17 protein-coding genes are annotated in these 14,306 nt (G+C 57.6%); 10 read left to right on the plus strand and 7 right to left on the minus strand.

Annotation, left to right across the window (positions count from 1 at the left end; all coding sequences use genetic code 11):
* Positions 1-122 precede the first annotated feature (122 nt).
* Both ACYZUD_RS23440 and ACYZUD_RS23445 read left to right on the plus strand, forming a co-directional pair.
* Complete coding sequence (locus ACYZUD_RS23440; protein ID WP_008027736.1) at positions 123-338, plus strand: dodecin; 216 nt, start codon at positions 123-125, stop codon at positions 336-338.
* A 122-nt stretch (positions 339-460) separates the two neighbouring features.
* A complete protein-coding gene (locus tag ACYZUD_RS23445) occupies positions 461-682 on the plus strand; it encodes a DUF1161 domain-containing protein (protein ID WP_462020360.1) in 222 nt (73 codons plus the stop codon).
* Between the two features lie 68 nt (positions 683-750).
* On the opposite strand, the gene ACYZUD_RS23450 is transcribed toward ACYZUD_RS23445, so the two are convergent.
* Complete coding sequence (locus ACYZUD_RS23450) at positions 751-1,752, minus strand: LLM class flavin-dependent oxidoreductase (protein ID WP_407009810.1); 1,002 nt, start codon at positions 1,750-1,752, stop codon at positions 751-753.
* Between the two features lie 243 nt (positions 1,753-1,995).
* Here ACYZUD_RS23450 and ACYZUD_RS23455 point away from each other — a divergent pair, with 243 nt between their 5' ends.
* A complete protein-coding gene (locus ACYZUD_RS23455; protein ID WP_462020361.1) occupies positions 1,996-2,427 on the plus strand; it encodes an OsmC family protein in 432 nt (143 codons plus the stop codon).
* Between the two features lie 190 nt (positions 2,428-2,617).
* Positions 2,618-2,851 carry a DUF1161 domain-containing protein gene (locus ACYZUD_RS23460; protein WP_462020362.1) on the plus strand — a complete coding sequence of 78 codons (234 nt, stop codon included), beginning with the start codon at positions 2,618-2,620 and terminating at the stop codon, positions 2,849-2,851.
* A 6-nt stretch (positions 2,852-2,857) separates the two neighbouring features.
* On the opposite strand, the gene ACYZUD_RS23465 is transcribed toward ACYZUD_RS23460, so the two are convergent.
* Both ACYZUD_RS23465 and ACYZUD_RS23470 read right to left on the minus strand, forming a co-directional pair.
* Entirely contained in the window at positions 2,858-3,280 is a 423-nt protein-coding gene (locus ACYZUD_RS23465) for a PA0061/PA0062 family lipoprotein (RefSeq protein ID WP_462020363.1), read from the minus strand.
* Between the two features lie 41 nt (positions 3,281-3,321).
* Positions 3,322-3,744, minus strand: coding sequence for a PA0061/PA0062 family lipoprotein (locus tag ACYZUD_RS23470; RefSeq protein WP_462020364.1), 423 nt, complete (start codon positions 3,742-3,744; stop codon positions 3,322-3,324).
* A gap of 60 nt (positions 3,745-3,804) precedes the next feature.
* Between ACYZUD_RS23470 and ACYZUD_RS23475 the strand changes: the two genes are divergently transcribed.
* The gene (locus tag ACYZUD_RS23475) at positions 3,805-4,896 is read left to right on the plus strand and encodes an aminopeptidase (RefSeq protein ID WP_462020365.1); all 1,092 of its coding nucleotides are present in this window, start codon (positions 3,805-3,807) and stop codon (positions 4,894-4,896) included.
* A gap of 91 nt (positions 4,897-4,987) precedes the next feature.
* Here the strand turns inward: ACYZUD_RS23475 and ACYZUD_RS23480 are convergent, their stop codons facing one another.
* A complete protein-coding gene (locus ACYZUD_RS23480) occupies positions 4,988-5,638 on the minus strand; it encodes an HAD family hydrolase (RefSeq protein WP_462020366.1) in 651 nt (216 codons plus the stop codon).
* Between the two features lie 27 nt (positions 5,639-5,665).
* Positions 5,666-6,211: a gamma carbonic anhydrase family protein gene (locus ACYZUD_RS23485; protein ID WP_462020367.1), complete on the minus strand. Its 546-nt coding sequence runs from the start codon at positions 6,209-6,211 to the stop codon at positions 5,666-5,668.
* A 61-nt stretch (positions 6,212-6,272) separates the two neighbouring features.
* Between ACYZUD_RS23485 and prlC the strand changes: the two genes are divergently transcribed.
* The 3 genes from prlC to ACYZUD_RS23500 all read left to right on the plus strand — a co-directional run bounded on the left by prlC (position 6,273) and on the right by ACYZUD_RS23500 (position 10,782).
* The gene (gene prlC / locus ACYZUD_RS23490) at positions 6,273-8,351 is read left to right on the plus strand and encodes an oligopeptidase A (protein WP_462020368.1); all 2,079 of its coding nucleotides are present in this window, start codon (positions 6,273-6,275) and stop codon (positions 8,349-8,351) included.
* Positions 8,348-8,635 carry a YheV family putative zinc ribbon protein gene (locus ACYZUD_RS23495; protein WP_462020369.1) on the plus strand — a complete coding sequence of 96 codons (288 nt, stop codon included), beginning with the start codon at positions 8,348-8,350 and terminating at the stop codon, positions 8,633-8,635. Before prlC ends, ACYZUD_RS23495 begins: the two co-directional genes overlap by 4 nt.
* Before the next feature lie 113 nt (positions 8,636-8,748).
* Complete coding sequence (locus ACYZUD_RS23500) at positions 8,749-10,782, plus strand: M3 family metallopeptidase (RefSeq protein WP_462020370.1); 2,034 nt, start codon at positions 8,749-8,751, stop codon at positions 10,780-10,782.
* Between the two features lie 9 nt (positions 10,783-10,791).
* Here ACYZUD_RS23500 and ACYZUD_RS23505 read toward each other — a convergent pair whose 3' ends face one another.
* On the minus strand, positions 10,792-11,433 hold the full coding sequence (locus ACYZUD_RS23505; protein WP_462020371.1) for a dual specificity protein phosphatase family protein: 642 nt from the start codon (positions 11,431-11,433) through the stop codon (positions 10,792-10,794).
* A 217-nt stretch (positions 11,434-11,650) separates the two neighbouring features.
* Positions 11,651-11,956 (minus strand): hypothetical protein, encoded by a 306-nt coding sequence (locus ACYZUD_RS23510; protein ID WP_462020372.1) that lies wholly within the window; start codon positions 11,954-11,956, stop codon positions 11,651-11,653.
* Positions 11,957-12,188: 232 nt separating this feature from the next.
* Here ACYZUD_RS23510 and ACYZUD_RS23515 point away from each other — a divergent pair, with 232 nt between their 5' ends.
* Both ACYZUD_RS23515 and ACYZUD_RS23520 read left to right on the plus strand, forming a co-directional pair.
* The gene (locus tag ACYZUD_RS23515) at positions 12,189-13,247 is read left to right on the plus strand and encodes a PA0069 family radical SAM protein (protein WP_462020373.1); all 1,059 of its coding nucleotides are present in this window, start codon (positions 12,189-12,191) and stop codon (positions 13,245-13,247) included.
* Between the two features lie 243 nt (positions 13,248-13,490).
* A complete protein-coding gene (locus ACYZUD_RS23520; protein ID WP_462020374.1) occupies positions 13,491-14,222 on the plus strand; it encodes a carbonic anhydrase in 732 nt (243 codons plus the stop codon).
* The last annotated feature ends 84 nt before the right edge of the window (positions 14,223-14,306 follow it).

Genomic DNA, 14,306 nt, shown 5'->3' on the forward strand with positions numbered 1-14,306 from the left:
TTGGTTGGGACTTCAGGGGGGCGAGAAAGTGCAGTAAATCTGAACTTCAGGGTTGAATTGGCCGACAGAAGTAATACGAAAAATCACTGCTAGGCTGTATTTCACACCCTGAGGAGAACGCCATGACTGACCATCACACCTACAAAAAAGTCGAGCTGGTCGGCTCGTCTACCAGCAGCATTGAAGACGCCATCAACAACGCGCTGGCCGAAGCCAGCAAAAGCCTCAAGTACATGGAATGGTTCGAAGTGACCGAAACCCGCGGGCACATCAAGGACGGCAAGGCCGCTCACTTCCAGGTGACGCTCAAAGTCGGGTTCCGGATTGCCAGCAGCTGAGTTTGAGCTAGTCTTCTGAACTTGCGCGCTGGCCGAGTGCCATAGGGAATGGCAAAGCGCTACATGAGTGCATCTGGTTGAACGCTGGATGCCCCTATTGATCCGACCAGGGAATGCGACCGATGAAGAAGTTTATTTTGGCGGTAGGTTTGTTGAGCCTTGCGGGAACAGCCTTTGCTGACGGTAAGCCGTGCGAAGAGCTCAAAGCCGAAATCGCCGCGAAACTTGATGCCAAGGGCATTGCTGGTTATTCACTGGAAATCGTTGATAAAGGCACTGCTGCTGACGGAAAAGTCGTCGGCACCTGTGAGAAAGGCTCCAAGGAAATCGTCTACAAACGGTAGGCTGATTCCATCGTTAATGAAAAAGCCGACGCGATGGCGTCGGCTTTTTTGTGTGCGCCATTTGAGCGTCAGCCCTTCATGACCTGCGCCAGCAGTTCATAGGAGTGCACGCGATCGGCATGTTCGTACAGGTCGCACGTGAAAATCAGCTCATCTGCCTGGGTCTGCTCAATCAGCACTTCCAGCTTCGCGCGGATTTTCTGCGGGCTGCCGACCATAGCCAGGCCGAGGAAATCGCCGACTGCTTCTTTCTCATGCGGCAACCACAGGCCGTCCATGGTTTTCACCGGCGGACGTTGCACCAGGCTCTGGCCACGCATCAGGGCAAGAATCCGTTGGTAGACCGAAGTCGCCAGGTATTCGGCCTGTTCATCGGTGTCGGCGGCTACCAGCGGCACGCCAAGCATCACGTAGGGCTTATCCAATACCGCTGAAGGCTTGAAGTGGTTGCGGTAGACACGAATGGCCTCATGCATGAAGCGCGGTGCGAAATGGGAAGCGAAGGCGTAGGGCAAACCGCGCTCGCCGGCCAGCTGTGCGCTGAACAGGCTCGAACCCAGCAACCAGACCGGGACATTGGTGCCGGTGCCCGGCATGGCGATGATCCGCTGGTCCGGGGTACGTGGCCCGAGGTAGCGCACCAGCTCCGCCACATCTTCAGGGAAATCGTCCGCGCTGCCGGAGCGCTCACGGCGCAAGGCCCGTGCGGTCATCTGATCGGAGCCGGGTGCGCGGCCGAGGCCCAGGTCGATCCGGCCTGGATAAAGGCTTTCAAGGGTGCCGAACTGCTCGGCAATCACCAGTGGCGCGTGGTTGGGCAGCATCACGCCACCCGAACCGACACGAATGGTCGAGGTGCCGCCGGCCAGGTAGCCCAACAGTACCGAGGTCGCCGAACTGGCGATCCCGTCCATGTTGTGGTGCTCGGCGACCCAGAACCGGTTGTAACCGAATTTCTCGACGTGCTGCGCCAGGTCCAGAGAATTGCGCAGCGACTGGGCCGCGCTGCCGTTTTCGCGCACGGGCACCAGATCGAGGGTCGAGAACTTGATATCGGACAGTCGTTTCATAAACCTGCTTCTCCAATTGAGGTCGCAGGTTTTTTTCTTACAAACGAAAACCTGCCGAACCCATAAGCGTGTTTCATGCAATGAGGGCATATACCCGAGTTTCAATAGCCAAGACAAAAATTCCTACGAAAACGGTAGGACCATCAGATCAGGTGAACTTTGCACCACCGTCTATCCTCAGAACCCTAGCAACCGAAAACCACGAAGGCGCGACGCTTCGCGCCGGATCTTGAGGAGGCAGACATGGCTATCACGAAGAAAGCATCGGCTCACTGGGAAGGTGATCTGAAAACCGGCATCGGCTCGATTTCCACGGAAACCGGTGTACTCAGAGAAGCGCCCTACGGCTTCAAGGCGCGTTTCGAAGGCGGCAAGGGCACCAATCCGGAAGAGCTGATCGGCGCGGCCCACGCGGGCTGTTTCTCCATGGCGTTTTCGATGATTCTCGGCGATGCCGATCTCAAGGCTGACAGCATTGATACCAATGCCGAAGTCACCCTGGACCAAGTGGACGGCGGTTTTGCAATCACAGCGGTGAAATTGATCCTCAAGGCGAAAATCCCCGGGGCGACCCAGGCGCAGTTCGAGGAACTGAGCAACAAGGCCAAAGAAGGCTGCCCGGTGTCCAAAGTGTTGAATGCGAAGATCAGCCTGGATGCGACGCTGGTCAGCTGAATTTGTGTTGATACGAAAAGATCGCAGCCTTCGGCAGCTCCTACAGGTGTATTGCAATCCCATGTAGGAGCTGCCGAAGGCTGCGATCTTTTTTGTAGGGAAACAAAACCCGGCTGGCGTAACGGTGGTCGAATAAATGACAGCAGCAAAAACGCATCTACGTGCGCGCTGCCTCAAGGGAGCTTCAACCATGAAACGTTTTGCCTTGGTGGTTATCTGTTGCGCGCTGGCCACATCCGCCCTCGCCGCACCGAAATCCTGTGAAGAACTCAAGGCCGAGATCGAAGCCAAGATCCAGGCCAATAACGTCTCGTCCTACACACTGGAAATCGTCACCAACGAAGAAGTGCACGATCAGAACATGGTCGTTGGCTCGTGCGAATACGGTACCAAAAAGATCATCTACCAGAAGAACGACCGCTGATTTGCCTCATATCAGGCAATAGGACTCCCGATCTTCAGCGACAATTTCACGCTTGGCGTTGTACAGGCGGGCGCCGGGAGTGAAGGCGATCGAGCGGCCTTCCAGCACATAACGCTGGCCGGCTTCGAAATGATCGTAGTGGATGGTCAGGTAGCACAACCGCTCCGTGGGAGCGCTCATCATGCCCATGCCTCCACCGCCGGGTACTTCAAAATCGAATCTGACAACCAGCTCATGGCTGCCGGGCGTGACCTGGAAAAAACGCCCGTCGCGCAATCGCTGTTTATCCAGGCGCTCCGCCATCAGCAACTTATCGTTGGGGAATGGCGTAGAGAACTCGACCCAGGCCATCTGCGGATTGACGGGCGGTAACGGGCTCTGGCAACCAGCAACAACACTTGCGGCGAGCAACAGCATCAACCTGCGCATGGTGAATGTCCCACGGGATTGGACATTCAGCATAACGCCGATCAGGTGCGTTGGCAGCCTGCCGGCATGCCTTGGCCAATGACTTTTCGCTGCTGATCATAGAGCTTGGCCCACGGCCGAAAGCCTATATTCCCCGCTTGGAGTTGGTACCGCTCACCGGCGTTGAAGCCGTTGAATTTCACATTCAACTGGCAGTCACGCCATAACGGCTCGGCGTCGGGGCCGATGTTGGTTGGCTGGACCGGGAACTGGTAACGAACCGTCAGCTCATGGCTACCCGGATGTACCTCGAAATAGCGCTTGTCGGCGGAGGCTTTGTCATCGACTTCCAACGCTTGCAGCGCGGCGTCTTCTTGCTGTGAATCCAGGTCGATCCACGCTTGAGCAGGATCAGGGTTGGGTAATCCGAATCCAGCACAGCCGGTCAGCATCAACAGGCCTCCCGTCAGCATCAACGTGCGCATAGCGGAGCTCCAGTCAGGCGGGATAGTCTTGCGAGCAGACTCTCCAGGGATGATTTTATTTTGATCAGGCCGCTTCGAAGCCTTGGGTTACTTGATCGCGTTTTGCGCGTTTTGTTTCCGGGTGTGTTGTTTTTATTGCTCAACGGCTGCGCCAGCGTCAGCTACTACAGCCAATTGGCCAGTGGTCAGCTGCAATTGCTGCGGGCACGGGAGCCAGTTTCCAGCGTGATTGCCGATCCCGGCCGCGATCCTCTATTGCGGGCGCACCTGACTCAATCTCAAAAAGCCCGGGCATTCGCCAGCCAACAACTGCATCTGCCGGATAATCAGAGCTACCGTCTGTACGCCGATATTGGCCGGCCGTTTGTAGTCTGGAACGTGTTCGCCACGCCGGAATTTTCCCTGACGCCGAAAAACCACTGCTTTCCTGTCGCCGGTTGCGTGGCCTACCGCGGTTACTACAGCCAGAGCGCTGCCCGTGGAGAGGCAGCGTTGCAGCACCTGCAAGGTATGGACGTGTCGATCGGCGGCGTCGAGGCCTATTCGACGCTCGGCTGGTTCAACGATCCGATCATCAGCTCGATGATGGGTTGGGGCGACGAACGGCTGGCGACATTGATCTTCCATGAACTGGCGCACCAGCGCTTTTATGTGAAGGACGACACTGAGTTCAACGAGTCTTTCGCCACCTTCGTCGAACAGGAAGGCACTCGGCAGTGGCGTGCGCATCGTGGGTTGGCCCCGGACACCGGCGCCCAATCGCAACGACGGGATCAATTCATTCAGCTGGTTCTGGATACCCGCACGCGACTTGAACAGCTGTATGCCCTGCCGCTGCCAGCCGAGCAGATGCGTCAACGCAAAGCGGCTGAGTTCGAACGGCTGCGAGATGCATACCAGCAGTTGCGCGACAGCCAATGGGCTGGGGATAAACGCTATGACGCCTGGATCAATGCGCCGCTGAACAACGCCCGGTTATTACCGTTTGGTTTGTATGACCAATGGGTGCCGGCGTTTGCCGCGTTGTTCAGGCAGGTGGGTGGGGATTGGGTGAAGTTTTATGCGGTAGTGGAAAAACTGGGTGCGTTGCCCGTTGGAGAGCGCAAGGCGGCGCTGAAAAGGTTGGCAGAATTAAAAAGTGCCGGTGGCTGAACGACCCTCATCGCCAGCAGGCTCGCTCCCACAATGGACCTGTGTTCACCAATCTAATGCGGGAGCGAGCCTGCTCGCGAAGGCGATTCAACTAGCGCTGCAGAAACGCCTGATGCAACTCATCCAGCGTTTCAAAGTGATAAGCCGGCGCCTCCGCAGTCAACTCTTCCCGACTGCCAAAACCATAACCGACAGCCGCCGCATCCAGCCCGTTACTGCGCGCGCCGATCAGATCGTGTTTACGGTCGCCGATCATCAGGGTATTGGCCGGGTCCAGGCCTTCTTCAGTCATCAGGTGGGCGATCAACTCGACTTTATTGGTACGGGTGCCATCCAGTTCGCTGCCGTAAATCACTTTGAAGTGTTTGGCAAAGTCGAAGTGCCGGGCGATTTCCCGGGCGAAGATCCACGGTTTGGAGGTTGCGATGTACAGCTGTCGCCCCTGCCCGCCGAGGGTTTCCAGCAGCGGCGTAACCCCGTCGAACACACGGTTTTCATACAGGCCGGTAACCTTGAAGCGTTCGCGATAGAAATTCACCGCTTCCCAGGCCTTGGGCTCGTCGAAATCGTAGAACTGCATGAACGCCTGCAACAACGGGGGACCAATGAAGTGCTCGAGTTTGGTCAGGTCAGGCTCGTCGATGCCCAGTTTGCTCAGGGCGAACTGGATCGAACGGGTAATGCCCTCGCGCGGATCGGTCAGGGTGCCATCGAGGTCGAACAAAACAGTTTGGTAATGCATGTTGAATCCTGAATAAAAGGTGCAGGGTCAAAGCTGGTCGTAGCCTTCGGCCAGATGCAAATTCTTGAGCTTCACGTAATTCGCCGCGCTGTAGGTGAAAAAGGCGTTTTCCTTGTCAGTCAGCGCGCGGATCTGTTTCACCGGACTGCCCACATAAAGGAAACCGCTTTCCAGGCGCTTGCCCGGCGGCACCAGGCTGCCGGCGCCGATGATCACGTCGTCCTCGACCACGGCACCGTCCATGACGATGCTGCCCATGCCGATCAGAACCCGGCTGCCCACGCTGCACCCGTGAAGCATGACTTTATGCGCGATGGTCACGTCATCGCCGATCAGCAACGGAAAGCCATCGGGGTTGAACGGGCCGGCATGGGTGATGTGCAACACACAACCGTCCTGAACACTGGTGCGCGCGCCGACCCGGATGCGGTGCATATCGCCACGGATCACCGTCAGCGGCCAGACAGAGCTGTCTTCGCCGATTTCGACATCACCGATCACCACCGCCGAACGGTCGACAAAAGCGCCTTTGCCAAGCAGCGGCGTATGGTTCTGATACTTGCGAAGGGACACGATAGGTTCTCTCTCTGTCGCTGATAGCTGCGGTGAGTGTCGATTGTAATTAAGATGGCTCATGTTTCTTCCAGCCAAGGTGCCAACCGTGAGCGTGAACAACCCTCTTCTGCAGTCCTACGACCTGCCGCCGTTCTCGGCGATCCGTGCCGAACACGTGCAGCCGGCCATTGAACAGATTCTGGCTGACAACCGCGCCGCCATTATCGAGATCCTCAAAACCCAGGGCAAACAACCGACCTGGGCCGGCCTGGTGCTGGCCATGGACGAACTCAACGATCGTCTGGGCGCGGCCTGGAGCCCGGTCAGCCACCTGAATGCCGTGTGCAACAGCCCCGAATTGCGCGAAGCCTACGAATCCTGCCTGCCAGCCCTGAGCGCCTACTCCACCGAGCTGGGCCAGAACCGTGAGCTGTTCCAGGCCTTCGAAGCCCTGGCCAACAGCCCTGAAGCCGCTGGTTTTGACGTGGCGCAGAAAACTATCCTGGAACACTCCCTGCGTGACTTCCGCCTGTCGGGTATCGACCTGCCGGAAGCAGAGCAAAAGCGTTACGCCGAAGTGCAGAGCAAATTGTCGGAGCTGGGCAGCCGCTTCTCCAACCAGTTGCTCGACGCGACTCAAGCCTGGACCAAGCACATCACCGATGAAGCCGCCCTCGCCGGCCTGACCGATTCGGCCAAGGCGCAAATGGCCGCCGCTGCACAGGCCAAAGAGCTGGATGGCTGGCTGATCACCCTGGAATTCCCGAGCTACTACGCGGTGATGACCTACGCCCAGGACCGCGCCCTGCGCGAAGAAGTCTACGCCGCCTACTGCACCCGTGCGTCGGACCAAGGCCCTAACGCTGGAAAGAACGATAACGGTCCGGTAATGGAAGAAATCCTCGACCTGCGTCAGGAACTGGCAAAACTCCTGGGTTTCGCCAGCTTCTCGGAGCTGAGCCTGGCCACCAAAATGGCCGAGTCCAGCGATCAGGTGCTGAGTTTCCTGCGCGATCTGGCCAAGCGCAGCAAGCCGTTCGCCGCACAGGACCTGGAACAGCTCAAGGCCTACGCCGCCGAACAAGGCTGCCCGGACCTGCAAAGCTGGGACAGCGGTTTCTACGGTGAAAAACTCCGCGAGCAGCGCTACAGCGTCGCCCAGGAAACCCTTCGCGCGTACTTCCCGATCGACAAGGTGCTGGGCGGCCTGTTCGCTATCGTTCAGCGTCTTTACGGCATCGAGATCGCCGAACAAAAAGGCTTCGACACTTGGCACCCGGATGTTCGCCTGTTCGAAATCAAGGAAAACGGCCAGCACGTCGGGCGCTTCTTCTTCGACCTTTATGCCCGCGCCAACAAGCGCGGCGGTGCGTGGATGGACGGCGCCCGCGACCGTCGCCGCACGGCGCAAGACGTCTTGCAAAACCCGGTGGCCAATCTGGTGTGCAACTTCACCCCGGCCGACAGCGGCAAACCAGCGCTGCTGACCCACGATGAAGTGACCACCCTGTTCCACGAGTTCGGTCACGGCCTGCATCACCTGCTGACCCGCGTCGAACACGCCGGTGTCTCCGGCATCAACGGCGTGGCCTGGGATGCGGTCGAGCTGCCAAGCCAGTTCATGGAAAACTGGTGCTGGGAGCCGGAAGGTCTGGCGCTGATTTCCGGTCATTACGAAACCGGTGAGCCGCTGCCCCAGGATCTGCTGGAAAAAATGCTCGCGGCGAAGAACTTCCAGTCCGGCCTGATGATGGTTCGTCAGCTGGAACTCTCGCTATTCGACTTCGAACTGCATGCCACCCACGGCGACGGTCGCAGCGTGCTGCAAGTGCTCGAAGGCGTGCGCGACGAGGTCTCGGTCATGCGTCCGCCGGCCTACAACCGTTTCCCGAACAGCTTCGCCCACATCTTCGCTGGCGGTTATGCGGCGGGTTACTACAGCTACAAGTGGGCTGAAGTGCTGTCGGCCGATGCGTTCTCGAAATTCGAAGAAGACGGCGTGCTCAACGCCGACACCGGTCGTGCGTTCCGCGAAGCGATCCTGGCGCGCGGTGGTTCCCAGGAGCCGATGGTGCTGTTCGTCGACTTCCGCGGACGGCCACCGTCGATTGACGCACTCTTGCGTCACAGCGGCCTGACCGAGGTCGCGGCAGCATGAGTGAGGGTCCTGTGATTACGAAAAAACGCTTTATCGCCGGGGCAGTCTGCCCGGCGTGCAGCGAGCCGGACAGGTTGATGATGTGGAACGAAGACGAAGTCCCGCATCGCGAGTGCGTGGCCTGCGGTTATTCCGACACGTTGAATGAACAAGGTCTGTCAGTCCCCAAGGAATTGGGCACACGGGTCAACACCTCGGCGCTGAAGGTGCCGGATGCCAAGGTTCAGGCCGTGCAGTTTTTCCCGAACCCGAAGCTGAAGAAAAAGCCTGACGAGCAGCACTGAGTCAAAACCACCTTCCACTCCTGAACGAGTGGAAGGTGGTATCTATCTACCACCGTTCCCCCGCGCTTCCTTTTTAGGCTGACCGAAATCAGCCGTTATTCAAGGAAGCCGCCATGCCCGACACCAATCCGCTTTTACAGGTCTGGGACCTGCCGCCCTGGTCGGCGGTCCGCGCCGAGCACCTTGTGCCAGCCATCGAAACAATCATTGCTGACAATCGTCAGGCCCTGACCGAAATCATTGCTTCCCAACCCACCTGGGATGACCTGGTACTGGCCGTCGATGAAACCGATGCACGTCTGGATGAAGCCGTGGGGATCATCGAAACCCTTGACATGGTGAAACACGACGGCAACGCCTGGGACCAGGCAAGTGCCCGATGCAGTGACGCCGTGGCGCGGTACAAGTCCGAAAAGATGAGCAGTCAGACACTGTTCCAGGCTTACCGACAACTGTCGCAAAGCCCGACCGCGATGAACTTCGATGAGTCTCGCAAGACGGTTCTGAACAAGATTTTGCGCCGGTTTCGCTTATCGGGAATCAACTTGCCGGCCGAGCAACAGCCGCAACTCGCTCGCATCAATCTCGATATCAACATGCTCAAAAGCCTGTTTATGACTCAACTGGAGAGCGCCTCCGCGGCCTGGACCAAGCGCATCGACGACATTGCACAACTCAACGGCTTATCCCCGGCGACAAAGGATCGTCTGGCGCTCAACGCGCAACAGGCAGCCCATGAAGGCTGGCTGATGCGCCTGGACCAGGACACCTACAATCAGGTCATGACGTATGCCGAAGATCGGGCCCTGCGCGAAGAATACTTCGTTGCCTACGCCACACGGGCTTCCGATCAAGGTCCTCACGCCGGACAATTCGATAATGGTCCGGTACTGGAGTTGCTGTTGTCCCTGCGTCACCGGAAAGCCCGATTGCTCGGGTATGAGAATTTCGCGCAACTCAGCCTGGCAACGGAAATGGCGGAATCAACCGCACACGTCAGCGGGTTCCTGCGGCGGCAAGTGATGCTGGCCACGCCGGGTTTCGACAAGGACGCCGAGGTGCTCAAGGCTTTTGCGCTCGAACGGGGCATTGCGCAGGTACAACCCTGGGATCGCGAGTTTTTCGCTGAACAATTACGCCAGCACCGATTCGGTGGTGCCCTGAAAAACCTGCGGGCGTATTTTCCATTGGATGGAACGTTGCACCGACTCTGCCTGTTCAGTGAACGCATGTTCGGGATCCGGATTGTCGAGCAGAAAGACTTCAGTCGCTGGCATGACAGCGTGCGCCTGTTTGAACTCAGCGAGCATGGGCAAGCGATCGGGCATCTCTACCTTGATCCTTACCATCGGGAAGAAGCGCCGGACTATGCCTGGACCGCCACGCGTCGCAACCGGCGGATAAACGCTGAAGGTCGGTTGACGCTGCCGATTGCCGTTCTGTACGGCAATTTCACACCAGGCGTCGCAGATCAGCCTTGTCTTCTCGCCCATCTGGACCTGCGGGTTCTGTTCCATGAATTTGGTCATTGTTTGCAGCATATTCTGACGCGTTCCCCTCACTACACGCTCTCCGGCATTTCCCAACTGGGACGCGATTCAGGAGAGTTTGCGGGCCAGTTGTTCGAGCTGTGGTGCCTGTCACGGGAGTTTTTGCTGTGGCTCGCCGCTCACTATCAGACCGGTGAGCGCTTGACCGAGGAACGAGTCGATGCAGCGCTGACAGCCATTCAAACCCAAAGCAGCTGGCAAACGGCGCAACTGCTGATGGGTGCCGTATTCGACTTCGAATTGCACTGTACACATGGCGATGGGCGCAGTGTTCAGGACGTCTTCGAGCATGCATGCCGCCAGTTTCCGCACATGAATCTGCCCGCCTATACCCGGTTTGCGAACAGTTTCGACTACATGGTGACCGGGTACGGAGCCTCGGTTTACGCCTACAAGTGGTCGGGTGTACTGGCGACCGAAGCCTTCAAGCGGTTTCAGCAGGAATGGGTCTTCAATGCGCAAACAGGCAGAGCCCTTCGCGAGACATGTTTTGCGCCGGGAGATTCGCGCTCGTTACGAGTCTCTCTCGAAGCGTTCCTGGGCAGGCCGATTACCGACGACTTGTTCAAGGTATCGTCAGAGGCTGTTGCCATCTGAGGTAACGACTTACTCGATGTGGGCCGATTTGAACCAGCTTTTCATCGAGCAGGCGGCAAACGGGCTCGTACTGCAGTCTCCGTTGACCAGCGCAACGCGCAGTTTGTCGGCATCGGCCTGCATCAAGTAACGAACACCGTCCTTGAAGTGGGTGCTGTCGCCAAAGCCACCTTGGGTCATCTCGTTCAGGGCGTCTTCCTTGCTCCAGCCCTGCACGACCACCCGGTACATGGCCGCCATCAAGCCGGTTCTGTCCGAACCATGCTTGCAATGCATCAGCACCGGGCCTTTGGCTTCGGCAGCCTGAATGACACGAAGGGCCTTGAGTACATCCGCATCATCCACGTGGTTGGTGCGATACGGCAGCTGAATCTGTTCGATACCAGGCGCGGCCAACCAGCTTGAATCCGACTCGGGCAGAAAGTTGATAACCGTTGCGACCTTGAGTTTTTCCAGCAACGGCACGGCTCCGCTGTCGGGCAATGCGCTGCGATAGAGGGTTGGCGACATCTGAAAGAGGTTGTATTGCACCTCGACCGGTTGAGCCCACTCCGCAGGACGGGGTAACGCAGCCTCGTCAGCGTGGGTGAGTGTCGGGTTGAACAATGCGGCCAGCGACAGGTATATCGCAGGGATAAGGCGTAGGGACATACTCGGGCGACCGTGATGAAAGAGGCGGGAAGATGACGTCAGATTGAGCCCGGAACGGTCAAAAGCACGTGAGCCGCCTGTCAAAGAATCGTGAATCAGCCGATTTAAATCATTTCTCTCCCGACCCGGTTTAGTTCCACCAGATCGATTACTGGCACTTCACTCAACATAACTAAACCTGCATGAGTCTTCACACAGGTTTAGCAAGCAAACAAAGTTAAGGATTAACGATACTGGAATAAGCTTTTGCCAACGCCAACAGTTTGGCCTTGTCATCGCCGTCGATATCGCCGTCGCCGTCCACATCGCTGCTGACCGCCTTGATGCTGAAGGACCTGCCGCCATCACCGGAGACCGCCGTTACGTACACGGAATCCACCAGAGCCTCGGTCGGCACTTCATTTACGGGATCCCAGCCTGACTCTTTGCGAGCAAGTTGCATCGATACTTGTGCCTCCCGTGGCTGGGTGATACTCGGGGCCAATAATTGCAAAAAGATACCGCGCTGATTAAAGAACGACATTGTTTAATTCCATTTAATAAGTAATTCACGAAGACTTCGTGTGCAACGGATAGTACTGAGAAACTTCGCCTTCAAGCTATTCGTTATATGTTTCCCATAATTGCCACAAGTTGCACTTCTCAATTAATCGATTCCTCAAGAAGGTATTCCGTCATTGCAGGGCGCCGAACGGCACTGGCCCCTTCGCCAAACCTCGGATACTGTATGTACATACAGCAAAGAGTATTGATCGATGAGCACTCCCTTGCCACCCCGCGGCCGCGGTACCGCCACCAACCCGCACAACCGCTTCGCGCCACACCGTTCAGTGGCCGAGGACGACGGCTGGTATCAGGAAGCGCCGATCACCCAAGGCACCGAGGTGCGCATCGAGATGGCGAAAACCATCATCACCCGCAACAACTCGCCGGATCTGCCCTTCGATCGCTCGATCAATCCCTATCGCGGCTGCGAGCACGGCTGCATCTATTGTTATGCACGCCCCAGCCATGCCTATTGGGACATGTCGCCGGGGCTGGATTTCGAAACCAAACTGATCGCCAAGACCAACGCCGCCGATGTGCTGGAAGAGCAGCTATCCAAACGCGGCTATCAATGTGCGCCGATCAACCTTGGCTCCAACACCGATCCTTATCAACCGATCGAACGCGAACACAAAATCACCCGCAAAACCCTCGAAGTGCTGCTGCGTTACCGTCACCCGGTGACCATCATCACCAAAGGCTCGCTGATTCTTCGCGACCTGGACCTGCTGGCAGAGCTCGCTGGGCAAAGGCTGGTGGCGGTGATGATCAGCCTGACCACCCTGGACGACGAGCTCAAACGCATCCTTGAACCCCGCGCTGCTGCGCCCAAAGCCCGGCTGCGGGCGATCCGGGTCATGCGGGAAGCGGGAATCCCGGTGGGCGTGCTGTGTTCACCGATGATTCCGATGATCAACGACAGCGAACTCGAAAGCTTGCTTGCCGAGGCCCATGCGGCCGGCGCACAGAGTGCCGCCTACATGATGTTGCGCCTGCCCCTGGAAGTGGCGCCACTGTTCGAGGAATGGCTGGCCGCCCACTATCCTCAACGCGCGGCTCATGTGCTGAGCCTGATCCGGCAAAGCCGTGGCGGCGAGCTCTACGACAGTCGATTTGGCGCGCGGATGCGTGGTGAAGGGCCCTTTGCCGACCTCCTGGCGCAACGCTTTGCCAAAACCATCAAACGCCTGGGGCTCAATCGTCGGGAAGGTTTCAATCTGGACTACGATGCCTTCTGTCCGCCGGGTCGCCAGATGTCGTTGATTTGAGGACAATTGGCCTATGGTGGAGTAGTGGGAAACGCGTGCCTGACTTAGGCTGGTCACGTTTTTTGTGACTTGGAACACACGTGCTAGAGCGTTTGATTCAGTTTGAGTTAAGTTTCGACGGCTACCTTGTTCATCGAGTGACTGACGGGTCGAGATTTTCGACTTGGATGTTTTTTAAACAGCCACTGGCTTCACATCGGACAAAACGGGAAAATTCCCTGACTCCGTCAAAGAGGATGAATCATGAGTGACAAGGATAAACAGCCGTTGGCTGCGTCGGCTTCAGCCCAACCCGAGGCGGAAACCGCCGATGCAGCACTGCGTCATATCGTTGACGGCTTTTTGCATTTTCATCATGAGATCTTTCCCCAGCAGGAAGAGCTCTTCAAAAAACTCGCCACGGCCCAACGGCCGCGAGCGATGTTCATCGCGTGCGCCGATTCGCGCATCGTTCCTGAATTAATTACTCAAAGTGCCCCCGGCGACCTGTTCGTGACCCGCAACGTCGGCAATGTAGTGCCGCCTTACGGGCAAATGAACGGTGGTGTTTCCACGGCCATCGAGTACGCAGTGCTGGCCCTTGGCGTGCATCACATCATCATCTGCGGGCACTCCGACTGTGGCGCGATGCGCGCGGTACTCAACCCGCAGAGCCTGGAAAAAATGCCGACGGTCAAAGCCTGGCTGCGGCATGCCGAAGTGGCGAAGACCATGGTCCAGGACAACTGCAACTGCGCTGACGAAAACGAAAGCATGCACGTCCTCACCGAAGAGAACGTGATCGCCCAGTTGCAGCATTTGCGCACGCATCCGTCGGTGGCCTCGCGCATGGCCAATGGTCAGCTGTTTATCCACGGTTGGGTTTACAACATCGAAACCAGCGAAATCAAAGCTTACGACGCCGATCAGGGTTGTTTCCTGCCGCTCAATGGCAGCCTTCCGATTCCGGTGGCGACGCCCAAAGCGCGCTTCTAAATCCTCCTAAATCCCAGTGTGGTTTAGCCGAGGCTGCTGATCAGGCAGCCTGGCTTTGCCACGCCTGAAGAAAACTTCGGGAGA

The sequence above is a fragment of the Pseudomonas sp. XS1P51 genome (assembly GCF_054897845.1).